At 61.8% G+C, this 23002-nt stretch carries 19 protein-coding genes; 6 read left to right on the top strand and 13 right to left on the bottom strand.

Annotated features, from left to right (window positions below):
* Positions 1 to 39: 39 nt before the first annotated feature.
* From V5735_RS20815 to V5735_RS20805, 3 genes are all read right to left on the bottom strand, one after another.
* A complete protein-coding gene (locus V5735_RS20815) occupies positions 40 to 1074 on the bottom strand; it encodes an LLM class flavin-dependent oxidoreductase (protein ID WP_423747064.1) in 1035 nt (344 codons plus the stop codon).
* A gap of 90 nt (positions 1075 to 1164) precedes the next feature.
* Positions 1165 to 1521, bottom strand: coding sequence for a hypothetical protein (locus V5735_RS20810; protein WP_423747063.1), 357 nt, complete (start codon positions 1519 to 1521; stop codon positions 1165 to 1167).
* 137 nt (positions 1522 to 1658) lie between these two features.
* Positions 1659 to 3044, bottom strand: a complete 1386-nt coding sequence (locus tag V5735_RS20805; protein ID WP_423747062.1) for an ATP-binding protein — start codon at positions 3042 to 3044, stop codon at positions 1659 to 1661.
* Between the two features lie 205 nt (positions 3045 to 3249).
* Between V5735_RS20805 and V5735_RS20800 the strand changes: the two genes are divergently transcribed.
* Positions 3250 to 3645: a hypothetical protein gene (locus V5735_RS20800; RefSeq protein ID WP_423747061.1), complete on the top strand. Its 396-nt coding sequence runs from the start codon at positions 3250 to 3252 to the stop codon at positions 3643 to 3645.
* Between the two features lie 39 nt (positions 3646 to 3684).
* On the opposite strand, the gene V5735_RS20795 is transcribed toward V5735_RS20800, so the two are convergent.
* The 6 genes from V5735_RS20795 to V5735_RS20770 all read right to left on the bottom strand — a co-directional run bounded on the left by V5735_RS20795 (position 3685) and on the right by V5735_RS20770 (position 11007).
* Positions 3685 to 4053 carry a hypothetical protein gene (locus V5735_RS20795; protein ID WP_423747060.1) on the bottom strand — a complete coding sequence of 123 codons (369 nt, stop codon included), beginning with the start codon at positions 4051 to 4053 and terminating at the stop codon, positions 3685 to 3687.
* A 104-nt stretch (positions 4054 to 4157) separates the two neighbouring features.
* Positions 4158 to 5210: an NAD(P)-dependent alcohol dehydrogenase gene (locus V5735_RS20790; RefSeq protein WP_423747059.1), complete on the bottom strand. Its 1053-nt coding sequence runs from the start codon at positions 5208 to 5210 to the stop codon at positions 4158 to 4160.
* 175 nt (positions 5211 to 5385) lie between these two features.
* Positions 5386 to 7518 (bottom strand): dipeptide ABC transporter ATP-binding protein, encoded by a 2133-nt coding sequence (locus tag V5735_RS20785; protein ID WP_423747058.1) that lies wholly within the window; start codon positions 7516 to 7518, stop codon positions 5386 to 5388.
* Positions 7515 to 8408 (bottom strand): ABC transporter permease, encoded by an 894-nt coding sequence (locus V5735_RS20780; RefSeq protein WP_423747057.1) that lies wholly within the window; start codon positions 8406 to 8408, stop codon positions 7515 to 7517. Before V5735_RS20780 ends, V5735_RS20785 begins: the two co-directional genes overlap by 4 nt.
* Complete coding sequence (locus tag V5735_RS20775) at positions 8408 to 9367, bottom strand: ABC transporter permease (protein ID WP_423747056.1); 960 nt, start codon at positions 9365 to 9367, stop codon at positions 8408 to 8410. The genes V5735_RS20780 and V5735_RS20775 overlap by 1 nt, the downstream gene beginning before the upstream one ends.
* 14 nt (positions 9368 to 9381) lie before the next feature.
* Positions 9382 to 11007, bottom strand: a complete 1626-nt coding sequence (locus V5735_RS20770; protein WP_423747055.1) for an ABC transporter substrate-binding protein — start codon at positions 11005 to 11007, stop codon at positions 9382 to 9384.
* A 152-nt stretch (positions 11008 to 11159) separates the two neighbouring features.
* Here V5735_RS20770 and V5735_RS20765 point away from each other — a divergent pair, with 152 nt between their 5' ends.
* The 4 genes from V5735_RS20765 to V5735_RS20750 all read left to right on the top strand — a co-directional run bounded on the left by V5735_RS20765 (position 11160) and on the right by V5735_RS20750 (position 16093).
* The gene (locus V5735_RS20765; RefSeq protein WP_423747054.1) at positions 11160 to 12416 is read left to right on the top strand and encodes a Zn-dependent hydrolase; all 1257 of its coding nucleotides are present in this window, start codon (positions 11160 to 11162) and stop codon (positions 12414 to 12416) included.
* A gap of 522 nt (positions 12417 to 12938) precedes the next feature.
* The gene (locus tag V5735_RS20760) at positions 12939 to 13754 is read left to right on the top strand and encodes an IclR family transcriptional regulator (RefSeq protein WP_423747053.1); all 816 of its coding nucleotides are present in this window, start codon (positions 12939 to 12941) and stop codon (positions 13752 to 13754) included.
* A gap of 353 nt (positions 13755 to 14107) precedes the next feature.
* The gene (locus tag V5735_RS20755; protein WP_423747052.1) at positions 14108 to 14695 is read left to right on the top strand and encodes a zinc-binding dehydrogenase; all 588 of its coding nucleotides are present in this window, start codon (positions 14108 to 14110) and stop codon (positions 14693 to 14695) included.
* Positions 14696 to 15097: 402 nt separating this feature from the next.
* The gene (locus V5735_RS20750; protein WP_423747051.1) at positions 15098 to 16093 is read left to right on the top strand and encodes a PhoU domain-containing protein; all 996 of its coding nucleotides are present in this window, start codon (positions 15098 to 15100) and stop codon (positions 16091 to 16093) included.
* Positions 16094 to 16146: 53 nt separating this feature from the next.
* Here the strand turns inward: V5735_RS20750 and V5735_RS20745 are convergent, their stop codons facing one another.
* Together V5735_RS20745 and V5735_RS20740 are read right to left on the bottom strand one after the other, a co-directional pair.
* Positions 16147 to 16575 (bottom strand): GlcG/HbpS family heme-binding protein, encoded by a 429-nt coding sequence (locus tag V5735_RS20745; protein ID WP_423747050.1) that lies wholly within the window; start codon positions 16573 to 16575, stop codon positions 16147 to 16149.
* A gap of 199 nt (positions 16576 to 16774) precedes the next feature.
* Positions 16775 to 17941, bottom strand: a complete 1167-nt coding sequence (locus tag V5735_RS20740) for a glutathione-independent formaldehyde dehydrogenase (protein ID WP_423747049.1) — start codon at positions 17939 to 17941, stop codon at positions 16775 to 16777.
* 301 nt (positions 17942 to 18242) lie between these two features.
* Between V5735_RS20740 and glyA the strand changes: the two genes are divergently transcribed.
* Positions 18243 to 19487 carry a serine hydroxymethyltransferase gene (gene glyA / locus V5735_RS20735; protein ID WP_423747048.1) on the top strand — a complete coding sequence of 415 codons (1245 nt, stop codon included), beginning with the start codon at positions 18243 to 18245 and terminating at the stop codon, positions 19485 to 19487.
* 54 nt (positions 19488 to 19541) lie between these two features.
* On the opposite strand, the gene V5735_RS20730 is transcribed toward glyA, so the two are convergent.
* Positions 19542 to 21272 carry a BCCT family transporter gene (locus V5735_RS20730; RefSeq protein ID WP_423747047.1) on the bottom strand — a complete coding sequence of 577 codons (1731 nt, stop codon included), beginning with the start codon at positions 21270 to 21272 and terminating at the stop codon, positions 19542 to 19544.
* 424 nt (positions 21273 to 21696) lie between these two features.
* Positions 21697 to 22935 carry a threonine ammonia-lyase gene (ilvA, locus tag V5735_RS20725; protein WP_423747046.1) on the bottom strand — a complete coding sequence of 413 codons (1239 nt, stop codon included), beginning with the start codon at positions 22933 to 22935 and terminating at the stop codon, positions 21697 to 21699.
* Positions 22936 to 23002: the final 67 nt, after the last annotated feature.

The following is a 23002-nucleotide window of genomic DNA, read 5'->3' as shown; positions in this document are numbered from 1 at the left end:
GTTCGGGCGCTCGGCTTGTCGAGGGGTGTAGTGCTCGGCCTACCGAGGGGTCAACTCCGCCGCCTCGGCGAGCAGTTCGTGCGACCGGAGTTCGTCCTCGGGGTCGGCGAACTGGTTCTGGACGATAATTTCATCGACGCCGGTCTGGGCCGCCATCTGGTCTAGCAGGTCGCGGACCGTCTCGGGACTCCCCGAGACTTGGCGGGGCCAATCGCCCGGAGTGAGGGTGTTCGGCGTCGGGTCCGGGACGTGTCCGAGTTCGTCGATGGCCGTCTCGACCGAGTGAATCGGCGGGCGGTCTATCTGCCCGCGACGCAACCGCTGGCGGTTCGCTTCGGGGACCGAACGAAGTCGTGCGGCCTCCTCGTCCGTCTCCGCGCAGGTGACGTTCGCGGCGAGCATGCCGTGCGGTTCGTCCGGGCCAGCGCCCATGTCGGACGGTTGGAAGTGGTCCCGGTACACCTCGAACGCCCGCACGGCGGGTTTGGGTCGGATGAACGCCGCGAAGCAGTATCGAAGCCCTAAATCACCCGCGATGGCGGCGCTCGATGGACTGGAGCCGAGCACCCACACGTCGGGGATGCTCTCGCGGGACCGCGCCAGCGAGAGCTCGCTGAACCGGTGGTCGTCGTCGAACCCGTCGTAGAGGTGCGCGGCGACCTCTTCTATCTTCCCGGCGTGGTCGGTCGGTTGCCGTCGTTCGCTCCGGTCGTCCTGTAACGCGAAGTCGGAGACGGGGTTGCCCGTCGCCCTTCCCAGTCCGCAATCGATACGACCGGGGGCGAGGGCGTCGAGCACGCCGAACGACTCGGCCACCTTGTACGGGCTGTAGTGGTTGAGCAACACCGTCCCCGACCCGATGCGGATGTCCGAGGTGTGGGCGGCGAGATTTCCCATCAGTACCTCGGGGGTCGTGCTTGCCAACCGGTCGGTGAAATCGTGGTGTTCGGCGACCCAGAAGCGGGAGTAGCCGAGTTCCTCGGCGTGACGCGCGCGCTCTATCGTGTTTTCGAACGCTTCCGTCGCCGTTCCGCCCTCCGGTATCGGTGCGAGGTCGACGAGCGATAAGTCCATGCCCGTGTTTACGAACCGGTACCCATAACGGTGACTACCCCGGAAGTCCGAACCGGTTGAACACGGTATCGTCCGCAGCCACCGCCCGCATCACCGTCCGAACATTCGACGGAGGCGGTCGAGTAGGCCGTCGTTCGTGCCGAGTTCGCGGGCGAGTTCGTCGAGTTCGTCGTCGGAGAACTTCGGGTTGTGGCGCGCCTCGCGGAGCCACCCGTTCCACTCCTCGTCCGTGAGCGTGCCTCGGGAGTCGCCTTCCCACTGTTCGACCAGCGCCTCCCGGTCGGAAAACGGGACATCCATTCCGCTGTTCCCCCAGTACAGGGGAGAGAGTTCGAACTCGTACTCGTCGTCGTCCACGAACCGGAGCCGGTACGGATAGCCGTCGTAGAGGATGATGTCGTCCTCGGTTACCTCCTCTCCGTTCGGGAGCGTGAGCGTCCGTGTCATCGCGTCGGGGTGAGCTACGGGACGCACCCTTTTCCGTGTTCCGTGCACCGCACCGCGGCGGTGGGGAAAGGGACTCACGGGACCCGATGTGGGGTGCAATCTGTTTCGATGATACGCGAGGTGTTCCGAGTCGAGACCTACGAAACGATTTCGGCGGGTGTGAACAGCGAAACGTCGTCACGCTCGTCGGCAGTGGCTCGAAGCCCGTCCGAAAACCCGGATCGACAGAAACAGCAGTAGTGGTACGCCGGTTCGGTGCCGTTTTCCGGCGTCCACCGAACCTGTGCCGCACTCCGCTCTAGGTCCGCCAGGTCACCTTCGTTCATCTCCCGAGACGTGTACTTACATTCACCGGCGACGAGTGTGCCATCGCTTCCGAGACCGACGACGTCAAGTTCGTGCTGCCGATGCCACCAGTATCCGATTCCTCGGTACGTCTTCGGAATTAGCGACGGAAGTGCTTCCTGGCAGATTATCTCGAACATCGACCCCATGTAATCGGAGAACGACGGCTCGACCGACCGCTCGTACGCGTCATCACCGAGTTGAACGAGCGTTCCTTCCTGACCGTAGACGTACCGAAACCAGAAACGGAAGAGCGGTTCGTTCAATCGATATCGGCTCTTGCGCGTCGCGTTGGGGTCGGCCGTCACCGGGATATCTCGCTCGACCAACCGGAGGCGACGAAGTTTCGAGAGATACGATCCGAGCGTGTTCGAATCGACGCCCGCGAAGTTTGCGATTTCGTTTGCTTCACGCTTTCCGGTCGCTATCGCCCGGAGAATGGTGTAGTACGTCTGCGGTTCTCGGATTCCGAACTCCGTCCGGAGCAGGAACTCCGGCTCGTTGTGGAGGACGCCGTGTTCCGAGAGCACGTGAGACTGGATGTTTGCAGGAAGCGATACGGAGGGGGTGAGTGCTCGCAAGTAATACGGGGTCCCACCGAAGACGCCCCGATATCGAAGTATCGTATCCGGATCGTCCGTGGGATAGAATCGGCGCGCGTTCTCCAGCGAGAGCGGCGGGAGGTCGATTGCGGCCGTGCGGCGACCGTACAGGGGACTCCCTCCACCGAGGACCTTCTCCTCCATGACGCTTATCGACGAACCGACGAGGACGAGCGTCATCGCCGTGTTTTCGAGGTGCAAATCCCAGACGCGCTGAATCTTCGATGGAAGCGCGTCGTCCGACTGGACGAGATACGGAAACTCGTCGAGGACGACGACCGCGTTCTCCCGACCGAGCGCACGCAACAGGGCCTCCCAGTCACGTTGGATGTCGTCTAAGAGGGGAAACGTCTCACTCGCCGTCTCGACGAAATTAGCGAGTTGCACCTCCGGCGTCTCCTCGGTTGCCTGCCAGTAAACGGCACCGTCAGTCTCTCGTATCGCCTCGCGGACGAGTGCGCTCTTCCCGAGTCGTCGGCGACCGTAGATGACGATCAGGTCGGCGGTGTCGCTTCGAAACCGTGACTGCAACGTATCGAGCTCTTGCTCGCGGTTGACGAAACGCGGTGGGTTCATGCGTCGATTACGAGACGACGGTAGATAATGCTGGCGATTATCTAAATCACGATTTTACTAACCTCGATTTTACTAATCTGGGTAAAACGCGATTCGGTACGTTTCGTTGACGACGCGAAGGGGACGCACGTCGGGTGAAGAGGGTCGTTTCGTTGAGCATGCAGGCTCAAGCCTTAGACGGGTTCGGCGGCAGTGTCCAAACACAATGTTCGGTCTCGGTCCACTCACCATCGGCAAGAAGGCGGCGAAGTTCGGCTACAAACGATACGGGATACCGGGCGCGGTGATGGCCGGTAGCGCGGGCGCGGTCGGGTACATCGCGGTCCGACGCGCGGTCAAAGCGGCGGTCGAACGAAAGGACGTCAGCGGAGCCATCGACGCCGGGACGATTCAATCGGCGGTGGACGAGAAGGGAATCGACGCGATAACGGACCGCGAAACGCTCGAATCCGCCATCGACGAGGAAAAACTCGGCACGGACGTCGATATCGACGAGGTACAGTCTACGACGGAGGAGGAGACGGACGAACTCAACGAAACCGCGGAGACGGACGAGGACAGCGCTTCTGACGCCGACGGCGGAGACGAGTCCGAGTCGTAGACTGGGAGCCGTGACGACCGGCGTCTCGTCGCCCGTTCGTCAGTCCGATTCGAGCCACGCCTTGTACGAATACCGGTCCGCGGACAGCGATTCGCCGATGTCGATATCGAGTCTGATTTGATACTCCTTTTCGGTGTGCGCCGGGACGATCACGTTTTCCGATTCCTCGTACGTGCTGCCGCCATCGACTTTCACTTGCGCCCAGAACGTGCCCGATTTCGTCTCGTCCGAATCGTTGCGCACGCTCGCGGTGACGACGACGTTTCCGAATCCCGTGACCCGAGAGTCAGTGGTCGTCACTTCGAGGGACCCCGTGAGTTTCGAGACGACACCGCTACAGCCGGAAAGGGTCGTCACACCGCCACAGACGAGTAAACCGCCGGTGCGGAGCAGGTCGCGTCGTTGCATGGTCTATCGCTCCCGAAGAACAACGGACACATAATTTTTCCGTCCCGTCTCCGCGGCGACCCCAAAAAAGAGATCGTTGGGCGCGGAATTCCGCGTCGAGCGCTTCAGCTGAAGTCGATGAGGGGTTTGATGATCCCTTCCTCTTTCGTGTCCATGAGCTGAAACGCATCGTCGATGTCCTCGAAGTCGAACCGATGGGTCGTCATCCGCGTCGGGTCCACCTTTCCCTCATCGAGCAACCGAAGCAGGCGACGGAGTCGGAGGCGACCGCCGGGACAGAGCGACGTCACGATGTCCTTCTCGGCCATGCCGACCCCCCACGCGTCCCGTGGGATGTCCACGAACTCCCCTTCGCCGTGGTAACCGACGTTGGAGACGACGCCGCCGGGTTTGGTGACTTCGATACACTGTTTGAACGTGGCGTTCGACCCCAGAGCTTCGATGGCGGCGTCTACGCCCTCCCCGCCGGTCAAGTCCGTGATGGCGTCGACGGTATCGACCTCGGTGTAATCGACCACCTCGTCTGCGCCGTAGAACTCGGCGAGTTCTTGGCGCTTTGGAACGCTTTCGACGGCGATGACCTGCCCCGCCCCGCGGAGCGCGGCCCCCTTCGTTGCCATCAACCCGACCGGCCCTTGGGCGAACACCGCGACCGTCCCGCCGATTGGAATATCCGCCCGTTCAGCCGCGCCGAAGCCGGTACTCATCATGTCCGTAACGTACACCGCGGCCTCGTCGCTGACGCCGGACGGGATGTGAGCCATGTTCGCGTCGGCCTCGTTCACGTGGAAGAACTCGGCGAACACGCCGTCCTTGACGTTGGCGAACTTCCACCCGCCGAGGGCCTCGTTCGATTGCGACGGATGGCCGTCCTGTGCGGCCGGGGACCCCCAATCCGGGGTGATAGCGCCGACGGCGACGCGGTCGCCGGGTTCGAATTGCTCGACCTCGCTCCCGACCGATTCGACCACACCCACGGCCTCGTGGCCGAGCGTGATGTCCTCGCGTTCGCCGATTGCCCCGCCGACGGTGTGCACGTCGGAGGTACACACCAGCCCCTTCGTCGGCCGAACGATGGCGTCGTTCGGTCCCGCTTCCGGTTCGTCCTTCTCGATAACGTCGGTTTCGCCGATGGAACGCATCACGTACGCTTGCATGAATATCCCCCGGCACCACTTCCACGTCCACCCACTTCAATGGAATTACCGAGTTCGGGAATGGGGGTTCGGATACGTGGTCTCGAGCAATATTTAAACAATTGAAGTGGTTCTCGCGACAATAAGAGAAATCGAGTCGGCGGCAGACGGCAGAGTAATCGAACGTCGTGACGGTTCAGTCGTCGGACGCCGATTCCGCCGTCTCGACGAACGACCGCCGTTCGCTCATCTCCCCGACGGAGAGGTGACAGGAGATTTGGTGACCGCTGTCTCCCTCCTTTTCCTCCAGCGCCGGTTCGGTCCGCTCACAGACGTCGCCGATTTTCTTCGGACACCGGGTCTGGAACGGGCACCCGGACGGCGGATTCAGCGGACTCGGAACGCTCCCTTCGAGGAGGATGCGGTCGGTCTCCCGCGACGGATTGGCGTGCGGAACCGCCGACAGCAGGCTCTCGGTGTAGGGGTGGAACGGGGCCGAGAACACCTGTTCGACCGTGCCGAACTCGGCTATCTTGCCGAGGTACATCACGGCGATGCGGTCACAGATGTGTCGGACGACGCCGATGTTGTGAGAGATGAACAGGTACGACAGCCCGTACTCCGCCTGAATCTCGTCGAGCAGGTTCAGAATCTGGGCCTGGACGGACACGTCCAGCGCCGACACCGGTTCGTCACAGACGATGAGTTTCGGTTCCACTGCCAGCGCGTGCGCGATGGCGATGCGCTGTTGTTGCCCGCCCGAGAACTGGTGGGGATACTTGTGGAGCGCGTCGGGCGAGAGGCCGACGCGCGTCAGCAACTCGCGGGTTCGCTCCTGCTTTTCCTCGCCGGTCGCGATGTCGTGTTTCTCCATCGCTCGGCCGATGATCTGACCCACGGTCTTTCGTGGATTGAGCGAACTCTGCGGGTCCTGGAATATCATCTGCATCTCGCGGCGGAGGCTCCGCACCTCCGACCCGCTCATCTCGTGGATGGGTTGCCCCTCGAAGTACACCTCGCCGTCGGTCGGTTCGAGGAGTTTGAGCGCCGTGCGCGCGACGGTCGATTTGCCACACCCGCTCTCGCCGACGAGACCGACCGTCTCGCCCTGGTAAATCTCGAAGTCGATGCCGTCGACCGCCTTGACGGCCCGTCGTTCGAGCGTCGGCATACCGCCGTCCGAGCGCGTGAGCGTGAGATCGCCGAAGAACCCGTCGCCGGACGGGAAGTGCTTTTTCAGGTTTTTCACCGCGAACAGCGGTTCGCCGCTCCGGTCGATGCGTTTCCGCTCGCCGCTCGATTCGTCGGGGGTGTATCCCTGCCTGAGGTCGATTTCGTCCGTGCGGATACACGCCGCACGCGACGTCGTTCCCGCGGCCGGTTCGAGCGGGGGATTGCCGCCGGTCCGACAGGCCTCGGTCGCGTACTCACACCGGGGCGCGAAGTTACAGCCGCGGGGCAGGTCGGTGAGGTCCGGCATCGACCCGGCCAGCGTCGGCAGGTCGTCGTACTCCACGTCCGTCTGCGGAATCGAGTCGATGAGGCCGCGCGTGTACGGATGCTGGGGACTGTCGAATAACTCGTCGAGTTCCGCCGTCTCGACGAGGTTCCCCGCATACATCACGCCGACGTGGTCGCACGTCTGGGCGACGACGCCGAGATTGTGCGTTATCATCAGGATGGCCATCCCCTTTTCCTCCTGGAGTTCGTTCAGGAGGTCGAGGATTTTCGCCTGCGTCGTCACGTCGAGCGCCGTCGTCGGCTCGTCCGCGATTATCAGGTCCGGCTTGCAGGACAGGCCGATGGCGATGAGCACGCGCTGGCGCATCCCGCCCGAGAACTCGTGCGGGTAGTCGCCGAACCGCTCGGCCGCGTCCGGGATTTCAACGTCGCGCATGACGTCGATGGCCTGTTCGCGCGCCGACCCGCGGTCGCCGCCCTGATGGTGCAGTATCGTCTCGACGATCTGCTCGCCGACCGTGAGTACCGGATTCAGCGACGACATGGGGTCCTGCGGGATGAGCGCGATTTTGTTCCCGCGGACGGACCGCATTTCCGCTTCGGAGAGGCCCAACAGGTCCTCGCCGTCGAAGACGACTTCGCCGCCGGTGATTTCGCCGGGGCTATCGACGAGTTGGAGCAGCGAGCGCGCGGTGACGCTCTTTCCGGCCCCGCTTTCGCCGACCAATCCCATTGTCTCGCCCGAATCGAGGGCGAACGATACGTCGTTGGCGGCGACGACCGTCCCGTCCTCCGTCAGGAACTCCGTCCTGAGGTCTCGAACGTCGAGGAGGGGGGCGGACCCGCCGTCCGCGTCGTTTCCGTTCATTCTATCGAATCCACCTTGGGGTCGAGCACGTCTCGCAGGCCGTCGCCGAGCAGGTTGAACCCGATGACGGTGACGGCGATGGCGATACCGGGAAAAATGATGATCCACGGCGCGGTTTGCATGAACCCGCTCCCGTTGTTTATCATCAATCCCCACGACGGCGTCGGCGGTTGCGCGCCGAGGCCGAGGAACGACAGGCTCGCCTCCGCGAGCATGGCGAAGGCGATGTTCAGCGACCCCTGCACGAGCAGCGGGGCCGAACAGTTCGGCAGCACCTCGCGGAAGATGATGTGCGAATTGTTCTCCCCGCGGGCGATGGCCGACTCGACGTACGCCTCGTTTCGCTCGGAGAGCGTCGCGCTCCGGGCGACGCGAGCGATGTACGGCGTGTAGACGAACGCCAGCGCGATGATGACGTTCGTGAGTTCGGGGCCGAGGACGACCATCAACGTCAACGCGAGCAGGATGGGCGGGAAGGACATCGCGGCGTCCATGAACCGCATCAGCAGTTCGTCGATGATGCCGCCGTAGTAACCGGACACCAGTCCGATTATCGTCCCGACGAGGAGCGCGCCGGTGATGGCACCGAAGCCGACCTTCAGCGAAATCCGACTGCCCATCACGACGCGGCTGAAGATGTCACGGCCGAGGTCGTCGGTTCCGAACGGGTGGTCCATCGACGGCGATTGCGTGCGGTCGGCGACCGACGTGTGCGAAATCGAGTACGGGGCGATGAACGGCGCGAAAATCGCCACTACGACGAGCGACAGCACGATGACGAGTCCGATCATCGCCTTGGTGTTGTTCCTGAACTGCCGCGCGAATCGCTGGAAGCGTTCTATTCGCGCGGACGTGACCGTCGAATTCGAGTTCGACGTCGAAGTCGCCATTATTCGTCACCCCCGTAGCGAATCCGCGGGTCGAAGTAGCCGTAGAGGATGTCGGCCGCGAGGTTCGAGAGCATGTACATCAGCGCGACGACGACGATGCATCCCTGCAACAGGGGGATGTCGCGGCTCTGGATGGCGGTCAGCGTCAGCCTGCCGATGCCCGGCCAGAAGAACACCTGCTCCAGCACGACGACGCCGCCGAACGCGTAGCTGAACTGGAACGCGATGACCGTGATGACGGGGATGATGGCGTTCCGGAGCGCGTGCTTGAGGACGATGACCCGCTGGGTCATCCCCTTCGAGCGCGCCAGTTTGATGTACTCCTCCGACATGACTTCGAGCATCGACGAGCGAGTCATCCGCATGATGTAGGCGGTGAGGGCGAACCCCATCGCCGACGCCGGGAGGACGAGGTGGGTCAGCGTTCCCACCGGGTCCTCGCTCGGCGGGACGTAGCCCCCCGTCGGGAAGATGTTCAGCCAGACGGCGAAGACGAGGATGAACACGAGTCCCCACAGGAAGATGGGGATGGAGACGCCGACGAACCCGAACATCGACGCGAACAGGTCCGGAAGCTCGTTCTGTTTCACCGCGGCGATGACGCCGAGCGGCAGCGCCAGGACGACCGCGATGAGCGTCGCCGCTCCGGCGAGGAGGAGCGACTTCGGGAGTTTCTCCATGATGAGCGCCATGACCGGGTCGCCGAAGCGGAGCGACGTTCCCATGTCGCCCCGAACGAGTCCGAACACCCAGTCCACGTATTGGACGTACAACGGCTTGTCGAGCCCCATCTGTGCTTGGAGCGCCTGAATCGACTTGTCGGTGGCGTTCGGTCCGAGGATGAGCAACGCGACGTCCCCCGGAAGAATCGTCGTCACGATGAACGTGATCATCGTCACGAACAGGAGGGTTAGCACCATGAACCCCAACCGCCTCAGTAGATAATTAGACATTGACATGGTGGGTCACCGAGTTATCCGTCGAGCCAGTTGTCGTCGAACCGAAGCGTCGAGCCGTCCGGCGTGCCGATTTTTCCTTTGTAGTCCGTCGAACCGGCGTACAGGTTCGCCTGCCACCAGAGCAGGAGGTGCCCCGCGCGGTCCTCGTGGAGGATTTCGGTCGCCTCGTGGTACAGTTCGGCGCGCTTGTCCTCGTCGTACATGTGGCGGGCCTTCTCGACGAGTTTGTTGTATTCGTCGTTGTTCCAGCCGGTGAAGAAGAACGCGCCGTCGGGGTGGAGGAACTTGTAGAACGACACGTCCGGGTAGGTCAGCGCGAGGTACGAACTGGTCGTCGCCTCGAAGTTCTGCTTGCTGTAGACGTCCGAGAGCCACGTACTCCACGTGATCTTCTGGATGTTGAGGTTGATGCCGACCTCGGACGCTTGGTCCGAGATGACCTTCGCACCCTGCACCTGCGTCGGGTAGGACTGCGGAATCTTGAACGAAACCGAGAAGCCGTCGGGCATACCCGCCTTCTTCAGGTGTTCTCTGGCCTTATCGAGGTCACGCCCCCGCGGTTTGATGTCGGGGTTCACCCACTTGCTGCCGGGCGCGGCGGGCGTCGCCGTCGTCTTGCCGGTGCCGTAGAGCGCCGCCTCGCTGATTTTCTCCTTGTCGAGCGCGTAATCGAGCGCGAGGCGGGCGTGTTTGTCGTCGAACGGCTTTTTGTTGCAGTTCAACCCGAGGTAGACGAGCGCCTTCGGGAACTGCTTCTCGAAGCGGACGGACGAATCGTTCTTGAGCGATTCGACGTCCTTCGGCGGGACGCCGTTGACGAAATCGTACTCGCCCGCGCGGAACGACTGTAGCCGCACGTTCGGGTCCGTGATCTCGCTCTTGACGATTTTGTCGAGGAACGGGCCGTTCTCGTCGCTGGCGTTCCAGTAGTCGTCGAACTTCGTCATCGTGAACGACGTCTCCACCTCGTGGCTCTCGAACTGGTACGGCCCCGTTCCGATGGGTTCCTTGATCTTCTTCTTTTGCGCCTGTTTCTCGGGGACGATGTGCATCTCACCGGTCGACATCCGCGAGAGGAACGGCGCGAACGGTTCGGACAACTGCACGACGAAGGTCTGGTCGTCGGGGTTGTCCATCGAGTCCACGAAGTCGAAGAACCCGGTGGCGAGGTACTCGCCGTTCGCGATGCGCTCGTAGGTCGCGAGAACGTCTTTGGACGTCATCTCGCTGCCGTCGTGGAATTTCACTCCCTTCTGCAGGGTGAACTCCAGTTTCGTGTTGTCGTCGGAGGTCGTCCAGTCCTTCGCGAGATGGGGTTTCAGCGAGTAGTCGGGAGCCAACCGGATGAGCGGTTCGGTGATGTTTTCGAGCACGCGGTTGGTCGCGGCGGCGCTTTCGAGGTGCGGGTCGAGTCCCTGCACGGGCACGGCACCGCCCCATTGGAGCGTGCCGCCCATCTTCGCGTTTCCGTCTCCGTTTCCGCCGCCGGAACCGTCCGAGTCTCCTCCGCCGAGACAACCGGCGAGCGCGACGGGAACACCGGTCGCCGTCGCGGCGAGGAACGCCCGGCGGTCGACGCGTCCGTGACCGGCCGTATCGCTATTATTTTCATTCTTGCGGCTATTGCTATCGCTTGGCATAGAATAGCGCACTCAACCGTCCGTGATAAAGATTATGAAAAAACCGATACGATAGTTGGATTTCTGAAGTGAAGCGGGGAGCCAAACCTGTAAGCCGAATGCCCGATTGGGAAACAGTCAAATAGGCGGGTGGGCCACTTGCCTTGGTACGCATGCAGGTACGCGAGCAACGGCTACGACGTGACATCGAGGCCAACGCGGCGTTCGGGTCGGTCGCGGTCGAAAACGGCCACGGTCGAACCGTCCTCACCGGAACCGAGGCGGACAGGGAGGCACGAGAGTATTTTTGCGAGCGATTGCGGGACGCCGGTCTCGACGTTCGCGTGGACGGCGTTGGAAACATCGTCGGCCGGTGGACGCCCCGGAGCGCGGACCCCGACGCGGCCGCGGTCGCCGCCGGAAGCCACCTCGATTCGGTCCCGGAGGGCGGCATCTTCGACGGGCCGCTCGGCGTCTACTCCGCGCTGGAAGCGGTTCGGGCGATGCAGGACGCGGGCGTCGAACCGGCGCGCCCGATCGAAGTCGTCTGTTTCACCGAGGAGGAGGGCCAGCGGTTCGACGGCGGGTTGCTCGGTTCCGCCGTCGCCGCGGGGGAGATGAGCCTCGAAACGGCGCTCGCGCTCGAAGACGAAGCGGGCGTGACGCTCGAAACAGCCCTCGGCGACATCGGGTTCCTCGGCGAGGGGCGCGTGGCGGCCGACGAGTGGCACGCATGGCTGGAACTTCACATCGAACAGAGCGAGCGCCTCGAAGGGGCCGGAATCCCCGCCGGAATCGTGACGACGATAACGGGACTCTCCCGGTGTGCCATCGAAATCATCGGCGAAGCGAACCACGCCGGGTCGACGTTGATGGACGACCGGTCGGACGCCCTCGCCGGGGCGAGCGAGTTCGTTCTCGACGTCGAACGCGCCGCGCGTGAACGCGTCGAAGCCGAATCGGACACGGCGGTCGCCACCGTCGGCAAACTCGACGTGGGACCGGGCGCACCGAACGTCATTCCGGGACGGACGGAACTGACCCTCGATGTCCGCGACATAGAACAGGAGTCCATCGAGTACGTCGTGGACCGAGCGAAGCGGAGCCTCGACCGCATCGAAACCGAGCGCGACGTGACGACCGCGTTCGAGCGGCCGTGGAACCGTCACCCCGTTCCGATGAGCGACCGCTGTCGCGCCGCGTTGGAGGCCGCCGGGGAGACCGCGAACATCGACACGTTGTCCCTGCACTCGGGTGCCGCCCACGACACCATGCACGTTGCGAATGTCACGGACGCTGGCTTGCTTTTCGCCCCGTCGCGGGACGGCATTTCCCACAATCCGCTGGAGTGGACCGAGTGGGAGGATTGTGCCGCATCGACGCGCATCCTCGCTGGTGCGCTATCGCGGCTCGCCGACGCTGCCGAATAACGGCGTTCTCGAACGAGCAAATCGGACTGTTCTCCGACAGAAGACCGAAAATCGAGCGTTTCAGCCTATCCCCGACGAGATTCTCGTTCGAACACCTCCCGCGGAAAGTACGCTCTATCCGCACAACAGCCCTGATAAGCGGTTTTCGACCGATTTCAGTCCGTTCTCTCGTCGCTTCGGTCGTTATTCCTATCGAGAACAGTGGATGGATTCGGAATCAACCACACAGGGCGTGAAACGCTTGTTTTCCACGGGATAGCAGTATCCGTTTCAGATAACGGGTAACACAACTCGCAGACGGACTAAATGTCCTCAGTCAGTTTGCACGTATTTTGAACGGAAGCCCAAAAATGATGAACTGCTGTGACTCCAATATCGGCCGTTCGAGCCGAAATCGAGGACTTCGAGAATCGGCCCGGTCGTCTATCGGTTTCGACCCCGATAGCCGCTATCGATTCTTGATTTCGGAAATCTTTGCTCCATATACAAACGCTTTTATCGCTCTATTTGGTATCGGTTAGCATGGCAAATTCGACCGAAACCGGCTCGTCGCGGACCCTAAAGACGGTCACGCGGGCGTTCGACGTGATTCAGGCGCTGGAGGAATTGGACGGCGCGCGCGTCACGGAACTCGCCGACCATCTCGGGATGTCGAAAAGCGCCGTCTACAATCACCTCACGACGCTTCGGGAGAACAAGTTCGTCGTCCAGGAGGGAACCACCTACTCGCTGTCGTTGCAGTTCCTCCTCCTCGGCGAGTACGTTCGCAACCAGAACAAACTGTACAGCATCGGAAAGCCCGAAATAGAAAGCTTGGCCGACGAAACGGGGGAGTACGCCCACCTCGCAACCGAACAGCACGGTCTCAGCGTGAACCTGTACAAGGTGCGAGGCGAGAAAGCGGTCGGGAGCAACTATCAGACGAGCAAACTGCAGAAGCCGGACTATCTCCACTTCTCGGCGACCGGGAAGTCGATTCTCGCATCGCTCCCGCCCGAACGCGTGGACGCCATCATCGACCGCTACGGACTGGTTCGTAAGACGGAAAACACCATCACCGACCGAGAGGAACTGGATTCGGAACTCGAACAGATCCGAGAGCGGGGGTACGCGTACAACGACGAGGAGGAGATAGAGGGCCTCAAAGCCATCGGCGCGCCGGTGCTCGACAGGAACGGTCGCGTCCTCGGGTCGGTGAGCGTTTCCGGACCGACCAACCGGATGAACGAAACGGAGTATCACGACATGATCGTCGAGAAAGTGACGAACGCGGCGAACGTCATCGAGGTGAACATCAACATGGCGGAGCGAGAGGCGGACCATCCGAAGTTCATCTGACGATACCCGTCTCCGTTCGCGCCGAGAGCGATGTCCGTAATAGAACCATTACAGAATTACGGCTGTAATGGTGGGTACACCGCGGTGGCTCCGGACGACATCGTACAAGATCAATGAACCACATTTGGCTATGCCAACTAATGAGTCGGAAGAGGGTCCCGACTGTCGGAGCGCGATACGGTCGGCGTGCTGTCAGCCCCGAAAAGTAAAGCGGTGAAAAACGGAGTTTTCGGAGCACCTATCAACGAAACGCCGAAAAGGTCCGTCGGAAACGTGACCGCGGAACGTTCGCAATCGGGACGCTCGAACGCGGTCATCGACGAGACGACTGCGGTCGTCGCACGGGAGATATCTTGAAAGCCGTTACAGCGACCGAATTCGGTGGTGTCGACTCGCTCCGTATAGAATCCGCTCCGAAGACGGAACCCGCAGCGGACGAAGTGTTGGTCCGTGTCCGTGCGTCCGGTGGTGGCGGCCACATCGCGGTCCAACTCGCGCGGTGGAACGACGCTCACGTCATCGGAACCGCGTCCGGACCCAACGCAGAGTTCGTGAACGGAACAGGTGTCGACGAGCACGTCAACTACAAGGAAGAACGGTTCGAGGACGTCGTCGACACCGTCAATGTCGTCGTCGTCGATGCAGTTGGCGGGGACGCACTCCGGCGGTCACTAGAGGTGCTCCGGCCGGGCGGGTACGTCGCCAAGCTTCCCTGTCCGCTCACCGGGGAGGAGACGACGCTGTTCGACGAACACGGGTCCGACGGGTCGTATCCGGTCGTGGGGTGGAAACCGGAGCAGCTACGCACCCTCTCCCGACTCATCGATGCGGGAATCGTGGACCGTTCGCGTCGGCCACGTGTTCCCGCTGGACGCGGTGAGGGAGGCACACGAACTGAGCCGGTCACGCCACGCCAAGGGAAAATCGTTCTCGAACTATAACTGTGCTGCCCAATCGAATATTTTTACCAAACACTTATAGGAATATATTGTGGTACGATGGGGTTGCCGTTTCTACGGACGGAACGGGTCGAGTACCGCGAAGCCGTTCGAAAGGGCTTCGCTAACTCGAGATTACGAGGTGTCGGTGTCGTCTCGGTCCACGTGGCTAGCGGCGGTTCACCGCAACTCATTTTGGATTTATATCATCGAAGAAAGTATTATGTGTGGGGGGAAGAAACGGTTCGCGTCGCAACGCGCGCTGTCGGGGATTGGCGAGATGTGACGGAAAACCGAACCGAAGACGTCTCCTAATATCGCACCCAACATAGCCACACATCTATATATTTGAATATAATATATAGTTTAGGAAGTTTTTATAGTCTCCACTGGAAATATGGGGATATGGAGACACGGAAAGTGCAGATCACGGGTGGGTCGACGTACACCGTTTCCCTTCCGAAGGGATGGGCGACGGAGAACGAGGTATCTGAAGGCAGTGCGCTCGGTATCTACCCGGACGAGTACACCCTCATCCTCACGCCGAATCATCGCAACGAAGCCCTCGAAGGGCACCTCGACGGCACCGGTCGTAGCGGTGACGAACTCGTTCGCACTGTAATCGCCATGTACGTGAGCGGGTTCGACGTCATCACGATCGAAACGAGCCGTATCACGGCCGACGACCGACGCGCCATCCGTACGGCCACGCGGACGCTCGCAGGTTTCGAGGTGATCAAAGAGGGGGACAGAACGTTCGTCGTGCAAGTTCTCTTCGACTCCTCCCAGTTTTCTCTCACCAACGCGGTCGAGCGGATGCACGTCATCGCCCTCGAAATGTTGAAAGACGCGATACGTGCACTCACCGACCCCGACGACGCGCTCGCACAGGACGTCATCGACCGCGACGACGACGTCGATAGACTGTGGTTCGTCGTCTCACGGCTGTTCCGAAAGACGCTCCGAACGCCCGCCGCGGTCGAGGAACTCGGCATCCCACGGGAGGTCTGTTTCGACCTCTTCACCGGCGCCCGCCAACTCGAACGCATCGCCGACCACGCGGCGAAGATCGGTCGCGTCGTCGTCGAACTCGATTCAGTCCCCGAACCCGTATCGGCATCGGTCGTGGAACTCCTCGAAGAAGCAGAACGCATCATCGAGACCGCCACGGAGGCCCTCCTCGCCGACGACCGTGAAAACGCCGTTCGACTGGCGAACGAGGCTCGCCACGCGGTTTCGGAAGTTGACCGGCACGGCCGCGCTATCGATGACCACCTCCGCGACCTCGGTCCCCGCCAAGCCCAGCAACTCCGACTGAGCATCGACTCCCTGTCGCGGTGTGCCGACTACGGTGGGAACATCGCCGAGGCGGCGCTGCAAAAGGCCGCTCCGCGGCCGTAGCTCACGGGTATCAAATAGTACAATTTCTGTTCCGACGCCTCGGCGGTTGCCCGTCAGTTATTCCGGTTCCACTCCTCGACGCCTGCCTCGGCGACTTCGCGGTCCTGTTCGACCGCGCCGCCGGAAACGCCGAACGCACCGACGACCTCGCCGTCGCGTTCGAGGGGATAGCCGCCGCCGAAGACGACGATTCGGTTGTCGTCCGTCGTCTGGAGTCCGTAGAGCGAGTTCCCCGGTTCCGACGCTTCGGCCAGTTCGTGCGTCGGCATCTCCAGCGCGGCGGCCGTGTAGGCCTTGTTCCGCGAGATGTTTACCGACGCGAGCCACGCGCCGTCCATCCGATGTTGGGCGACGAGGTTTCCTTCGTCGTTCGCAACCGTGATCACCATCGGATTCTCTATCTCGTTCGCTTTCTGTTCTGCGGCTTCGATGAGCGTCTTGGCTTCGGAAAGTGAAATCGATTCCATCGTGAATAATTCCATGGAGGAAGGGAATAACGATTCACCACGGTATAGAAACACCATTAAATGCGGTTACGTAAATCGGATAGTCGGGGAGAATGTAACCTATCTCGGTTACATCGCGTCGTCGAGCGCGATGGGAGAAACGCGGTTGGAGAACGCGATTGATGCGGAAAACGGTCGGATAAGAGGCGATTTGACGACGGAATCGAACGCCGGTTCAGGGTTCGAGCAGCACTTTCGTGAACCCTTCCTCGCGGTCGTCGAATCGGTCGTACATCTCGGGGGCTTGTTCCAACCCGACGCGGTGAGAGACCACGAAGCTGGGGTCGGCACGGCCGGAGATGATGAGGTCGCGGAGTTCCCGGTTGTACTCCTTGACGTTACATTGGCCGGTACCCAGGCGTTGGCCCTTCTCGAAGAGCTTTCCGAAGTCGATACCGAGACGGCCCTGTGCGGCCATCTCGTCCGGTGCGCCGGGGTCTTCCGGAACGTACAACCCGATGATTCCGAGCTTTCCGGTGGGGCGGACGGTCCTGATCAGCTGATTGAGAACGACCGCGGGGTTCTCTCGTGCCGGGTCGTACGCATCGTCGGCCTGTTTGTCCGGGTCGACCGCCTGATAGCCGACCGCATCGACGCCTTTGTCCACTTCGCCGCCGTGTTCGTCGATTATCTGTTCGACGGGGTTGCCCGCTTCGAAGTTGATGGGCGTCGCATCGCAGTGCTCCTCGGCGAGGTCGAGGCGGCTCTCCACGCGGTCGACGACGTAAATCTCCGATGCACCTTTGATTTTGGCGCTGTAGGCGGCCATCAGCCCGACCGGGCCGCCGCCGAAGATGGCGACCGACTCGCCGGGTTGAAGGTTCGCCAGTTCCGTCCCGTGCCATCCCGTCGGGAAGATGTCCGCGAGCAGCGCGAAGGAGTCCTCGTGTTCGTCGCCGTCGGGGAGTTTCAGCGCATTAAAGTCCGCGAACGGTACGCGCATGCGGTCCGCCTGCCCGCCCTTGTACGGCCCCATGCCGACGTATCCGTACGCGCCACCCGCCGGTACGCTCCCGGTGTCGTTCACGGTCTGGCAAAAGCCCGTGTACCCGTTCTCGCAGTTCTCGCAGAACCCACACGCGACGTTGAACGGAATCGAAACGCGGTCGCCGACCGAGAGGGATTCGACGCCCTCCCCAACCTCGTCGACGATGCCCATCGGTTCGTGCCCGAAGACGAGGCCGGAGTCGGCCGCCGTCCGCCCCTCGTACATGTGGAGGTCGGAGCCGCAGATACAGGTCGTCGTGACGTCGATGATGACGTCGTTGGGGTTCTCTAGCTTCGGTTCCTCGACTTCCTCCACGGCGACCTCGTGTTCGCCCTTGTAAACTACGGCGTCCATTGACATTTGGTATACAACCTCCCGTTAACCACGAACGCAAAGCCACATATAATCGCGTCTGTGGACAGTAACATGTTTAAAAGGAATTTAGAAATAATCCGGCCGGAATCCGTCTTCGAGACGATCGTTTCGTTCCGCGTTCTCGGCGGGCGACGAGGTGATGAAGACGGGTGGGAACGTTGCGGAACGCGAATGTCCACAGCAGAGACGGAAGAGTCCATTCGTCTCGCCGACCTTCAAAAACATCCGGCGTGAGACACCCGAAAAACTACGCCGGACAGCGTATGTAATCTGTTCACACATGTCGGAGCAACTCGAAGGGAGAAATTCGACGGTCGAAGCGGCGATCGAAAACGAGCGCGACAGACAGGAATCGACGCTGGGGATGATCGCCTCGGAGAATCACGTCTCCGAGGCGGTGATGAACGCACAGGGAAGCGTCTTCACGAACAAGTACGCGGAAGGCTACCCCGGCGGCCGGTACTACGGCGGTTGTGAGCACGCGAACACCGTCGAGGAGTTGGCGGTCGAACGCGCCAAACGGCTCTGGGGTGCCGAGCACGTCAACGTGCAACCCCACTCCGGGACACAGGCGAACATGGGCGTCTACTTCGCAATGTTGGACCCCGGCGACCGAATCCTATCCCTCTCGCTGAGTCACGGCGGCCACCTCTCCCACGGCCACTCGGTGAACTTCTCCGGGCAGTTGTACGAGGTCGAACAGTACGAAGTCGACCCCGAAACCGGCTATATAGATTACGAGGAGTTCGCTGCCCACGCACGGGAATTCGACCCCGACCTCATCGTCAGCGGGTCGTCGGCGTATCCGCGGGAGTTCGACTTCGAACGGTTCGCCGCCGTCGCCGAGGAGGTGGATGCCTACCATCTCGCGGACATCGCCCATATCACGGGACTGGTCGCGGCGGGCGAACACGCGAATCCCGTTCCGCACGCCGATTTCGTCACCGGGTCGACGCACAAGACGATTCGTGCGGGACGGGGCGGAATCATCATGTGCGACGAGGAGCACGCCGATGCCGTCGATTCGGCGGTCTTCCCGGGCGCACAGGGCGGTCCGCTCGTGCACAACATCGCGGGCAAAGCGGCCGGATTCGGCGAGGCGCTCGAACCCGAGTTCGGGGAGTACGCGACGCGGGTCGTCGAGAACGCCAAAACGCTGGCGTCGGTGCTTCGAGAGCGCGGATTCTCGCTCGTCTCCGGCGGGACGGACAAACATCTCGTCCTCGTCGATCTTCGTGACTCGCACCTGGATCTCACCGGAAAGGAGGCCGAAACCGCACTCGACCGCGTCGGCATCGTCGTCAACAAGAACACCGTTCCCGGGGAGAGTCGGTCGCCGATGGTGACGAGCGGCATCCGAATCGGCACGCCCGCCGTTACCACTCGCGGGTTCGACGAGGAGGCGATGCGAACCGTCGCAGAAACGATTGCGGACGTGTTGGATGCGCCCGACGACGAGGCCGTCCTCGAACGGGCGCGCGGAGACGTTAACCGTCTCTGTCAGGAGTTCCCGATTTACGAGTGAAAGAACGAGGATTGGAAAACGGAATTTTTCTGTTCGGCTCGAAAGGAATGGACGTCAGTCGTCCTCGTCGCTCTCGGCGGGACGGACGGACGCCGCACCGCTCGTCCCGCCGCCACTGCTACTCCGACCGCCGAGTAGCGTATCGTCGTCTCGGATGGACGCCCCCTCCTGAACGAGGACGCGTCCTTTGAAACTGCTGAACTCTTTCACCATGCCGTACACGCCGATGAGACCGATGATGGCGACCGGTCCGCCGGTGATGATGGCGGCCTGTTGGAGCGCGTTCGTGCCGCCGATGACGATGAGGACGGCGGCGACGAGCCCCTGAAGGACGCCCCAGATGAGGCGGTTGAGTTCCGAGGGGTTCTCCTCGCCGCCGGTGGTCAGCATCGCGATGCCGAGCGTCGAGGAGTCGGCCGACGTGACGAAGAACGTGATGACCAGCAGGAAGAACAAGCCCGACAGCAGGGCACCCGCTGGAAGCGCTCCGAACAACGGATAGCCGGAGACTGCTTCGTTTCCACCGTAGTTCGTGAGGACGCCGAGGATGTCCGCTTGACCGAGTTGTTGCATCCGCATCGACATCCCGCCGATGACGAGGAACCACGGAACCGTGGCCAGCGTCGTGGCGATGACACCGACGAACGTCACTTCGCGGATGGTTCGCCCGTACGAAATCCGCGCGAGGAAGATGCCCGAGAAGGGAGCCCACGAGAACCACCACGCCCAGTAGAAGATAGTCCAACTTCCGAGGAACGACGAATCGGTCGCCGCTCCGGTGAACAGGCTCATCTTGACGAACTGGTCGAAGTACTGGCCGATGGCTTGCGTTCCCAGGTTGAGCACGAACGATGCCATCCCGTTGTAGATGCCGATGAAGAAGACCAGCACCCCGAGTAGGACGAACACGATGACGTTCAGTTGGGAGAGCCGCTTGATACCCTTCTCGACGCCGCTGATAACGGAGAGCGTGAACACCGTGGTCACGCCGATGATGACGAGGATGATGCCGAGGTCGCCGAGTTGGACGCCGAAGATGTCGAGCGGGAGTGCCGACGCCGACGCCGACGGCGTTCGGACCGACCCGAACTGGTAGTCCATCCCCATCAGCAACTGCTGGCCGATGAATCCAAGCGACGTGGCGATGCCGCCCATCGTCCCGAACACCGCGATGAGGTCGACGAGTCGCGCGAAGTAGCTGTCGTCGAGGTTATCGACGCCGACGAGCGGCGCGATGACCGTCGAGAATTTGAACGGCGCACCCTTCTTGTGCGCGAAGTAGCCGATGGGCACGCCGACGATGAGGTAGGCCGCCCACGCCGAGATTCCCCAGTGGAAGAACGTGTACTGGAGCGACCCCAGCATGCGCTGTTTCGCCGGGGCGTCAGTACCCGCGAGTGGGGTTCCGCTCCCGTAGTGGAAGATGGCTTCGGCGGGACCCCAGAACACGATTCCGGCGGCGATTCCGGCGGAGAAGAACATCGCAAAATAAGAGAGGAAGTCGTGTCTCGGTTCCGCGTCGGGGGGACCGAGTTTGATCTTTCCCCACGGGCCGAAGATGAGGAACGTCGTGAAGCCGACGAATATCAGCATCGCCCAGAGGTAGAACCACGAGAAGTTGGTCCACAACCAGTCGTTGATGGCTTCCATGGTGGTTCCTGCTTGGTCCGGGCCGACGAGTAAGACGTATCCGAGGAACGTTACCGCGGTTAGAATCCCGAATCCGAACACAAGCGGATCTATTTCGTCTACGAACTCGCGTACGATTCCTTGTTCTTGGCTCATGTTTCGCTCATATGATCTCCTGCTAGTGTTTTCTGTACCGCACGGAACAGCGAAGCGGCCGTCCGTTCGAGCAGTTGACGACGAAATCTCCGACGCTCGACGACGTGTCGTTTGAACTCGACGGTGATTTCCCAACCCGTTGTTGTCTCGTTGTCGTTCGATGTCCCGACGTCGTGAGTCGAGGATGCGGATTCGAATTCAAATTCAGCACCAGATCCGTGTTCCGAGACACCATGACACAATACCACATACTTCTCTCTTGAGAATCGATAATAATAGCTCGTGTTTCTATGCTGTGGTGTATTTAATGGACGGACAAAAATTTAATCACCGAAGTATTTTACAGCAACGTCATCGAACGCACTACGAACGAAAGCGAGAACTCCTCGATTTCGACGATGGCGGGCACGCGTCCGAAACCGACTCAGGAGTTGACGTGGATGACCTCGTAGGAGTGACTGCGGATCGAACGGATGATGTTCCCCGCCTGCCCGGCACCGCTCGTCTCCACCTGGAAGACGAGGTAGGCCTCGCCGACGTCCAGTTCCGGTGCCGAGCGGTCGTGCCGGACGTTGCGAATGTTCGCCCCGTGGTCCGCGATGATGCCGGACACCTCCTGCATCTCCCCGGGTTGGTCGTGGATGCGCACCCGAAGCCGAAGGAGTTGCTCGCGGTTCGTCAACGCGTGCACCAACACGGTTTGCAGCATCGTCATATCGAGGTTTCCACCACAGAGCAGCGGCATCACCGTCTCCCCCTCGACGTCGAGGGCCTCGCCCATGACGGCCGCGACCGAGGCCGCACCGGCACCTTCGACCACCTGTTTCGCCCGTTCGAGGAGGAAGAGAACCGCACGCGCGATTTGGCTGTCGGTCACGGTGACGATTTCGTCGACGTGCTGTTCGATGAGCGAGAGGGTCAACTCGGAGATGCCGCCGGTCGCGATGCCGTCCGCGATGGTGTCCACCGAATCGAGCGTTTTCGGAATCCCTTTGTCAAGACTGTCGGGGACGGTCGCCGCGCCCGTCGCCTGGACGCCGACGATACGCGTCTCGGGGGACAGTTCGGCGAAAGCCATCGCGATACCCGAGATGAGGCCGCCGCCGCCGATGGGAACGACCACGGTATCGACGGTCGAGAGGTCCTCGTACATCTCGACGCCGAGCGTGCCCTGTCCGGCGATGATGGCCGGGTCGTCGTACGCGTGGATGAGTTCCGCGGAGCCGTCCTCGGCGAGGGACTGTGCGTGATTCATCGCCTCGCGGAAGTCCTGTCCGACGAGTTCCACCTCGCCGCCGTAGCCCCTCGTCGCGTCGATTTTCGTCTGCGGGGCGGTTTTGGGCATCACGATGGTCGAATCGATGCCGAGTTTCGTCGCCGCGAGCGCGACGCCCTGCGCGTGATTACCGGCGCTCGCGGCGACGACGCGCTCGGTGTCCGTCCCCACCACGTCGCGCTCGATTTTGTTGTACGCGCCGCGGGTTTTGAACGACCCCGTCCACTGGAGATGCTCCATCTTCAGGTGCACCTCGCCGCCGGTTCGGTCGTCGAGCGACGTGCTCCGTTCGACTGGCGTCCGCTTCACGACGGACGGGTCGTCGAGTCGTTCGATGGCCTGTTCGATGTCCGAAAAGGAGAGTCGTTCCGTCGTGTTGGTAGTCATCTGTGTGGTCGTCGTCGTGCACCGCAATGACAGGTACGGTTTGGCGCGAGGGTCCGCCCCGAACGGT

The sequence above is a fragment of the Haladaptatus sp. SPP-AMP-3 genome, assembly GCF_049568665.1.
GTDB lineage: Archaea > Halobacteriota > Halobacteria > Halobacteriales > Haladaptataceae > Haladaptatus > Haladaptatus paucihalophilus.
Note: the sequence above shows the minus strand (reverse complement) of the source record. Positions and strands in the feature narration are given on the sequence as shown.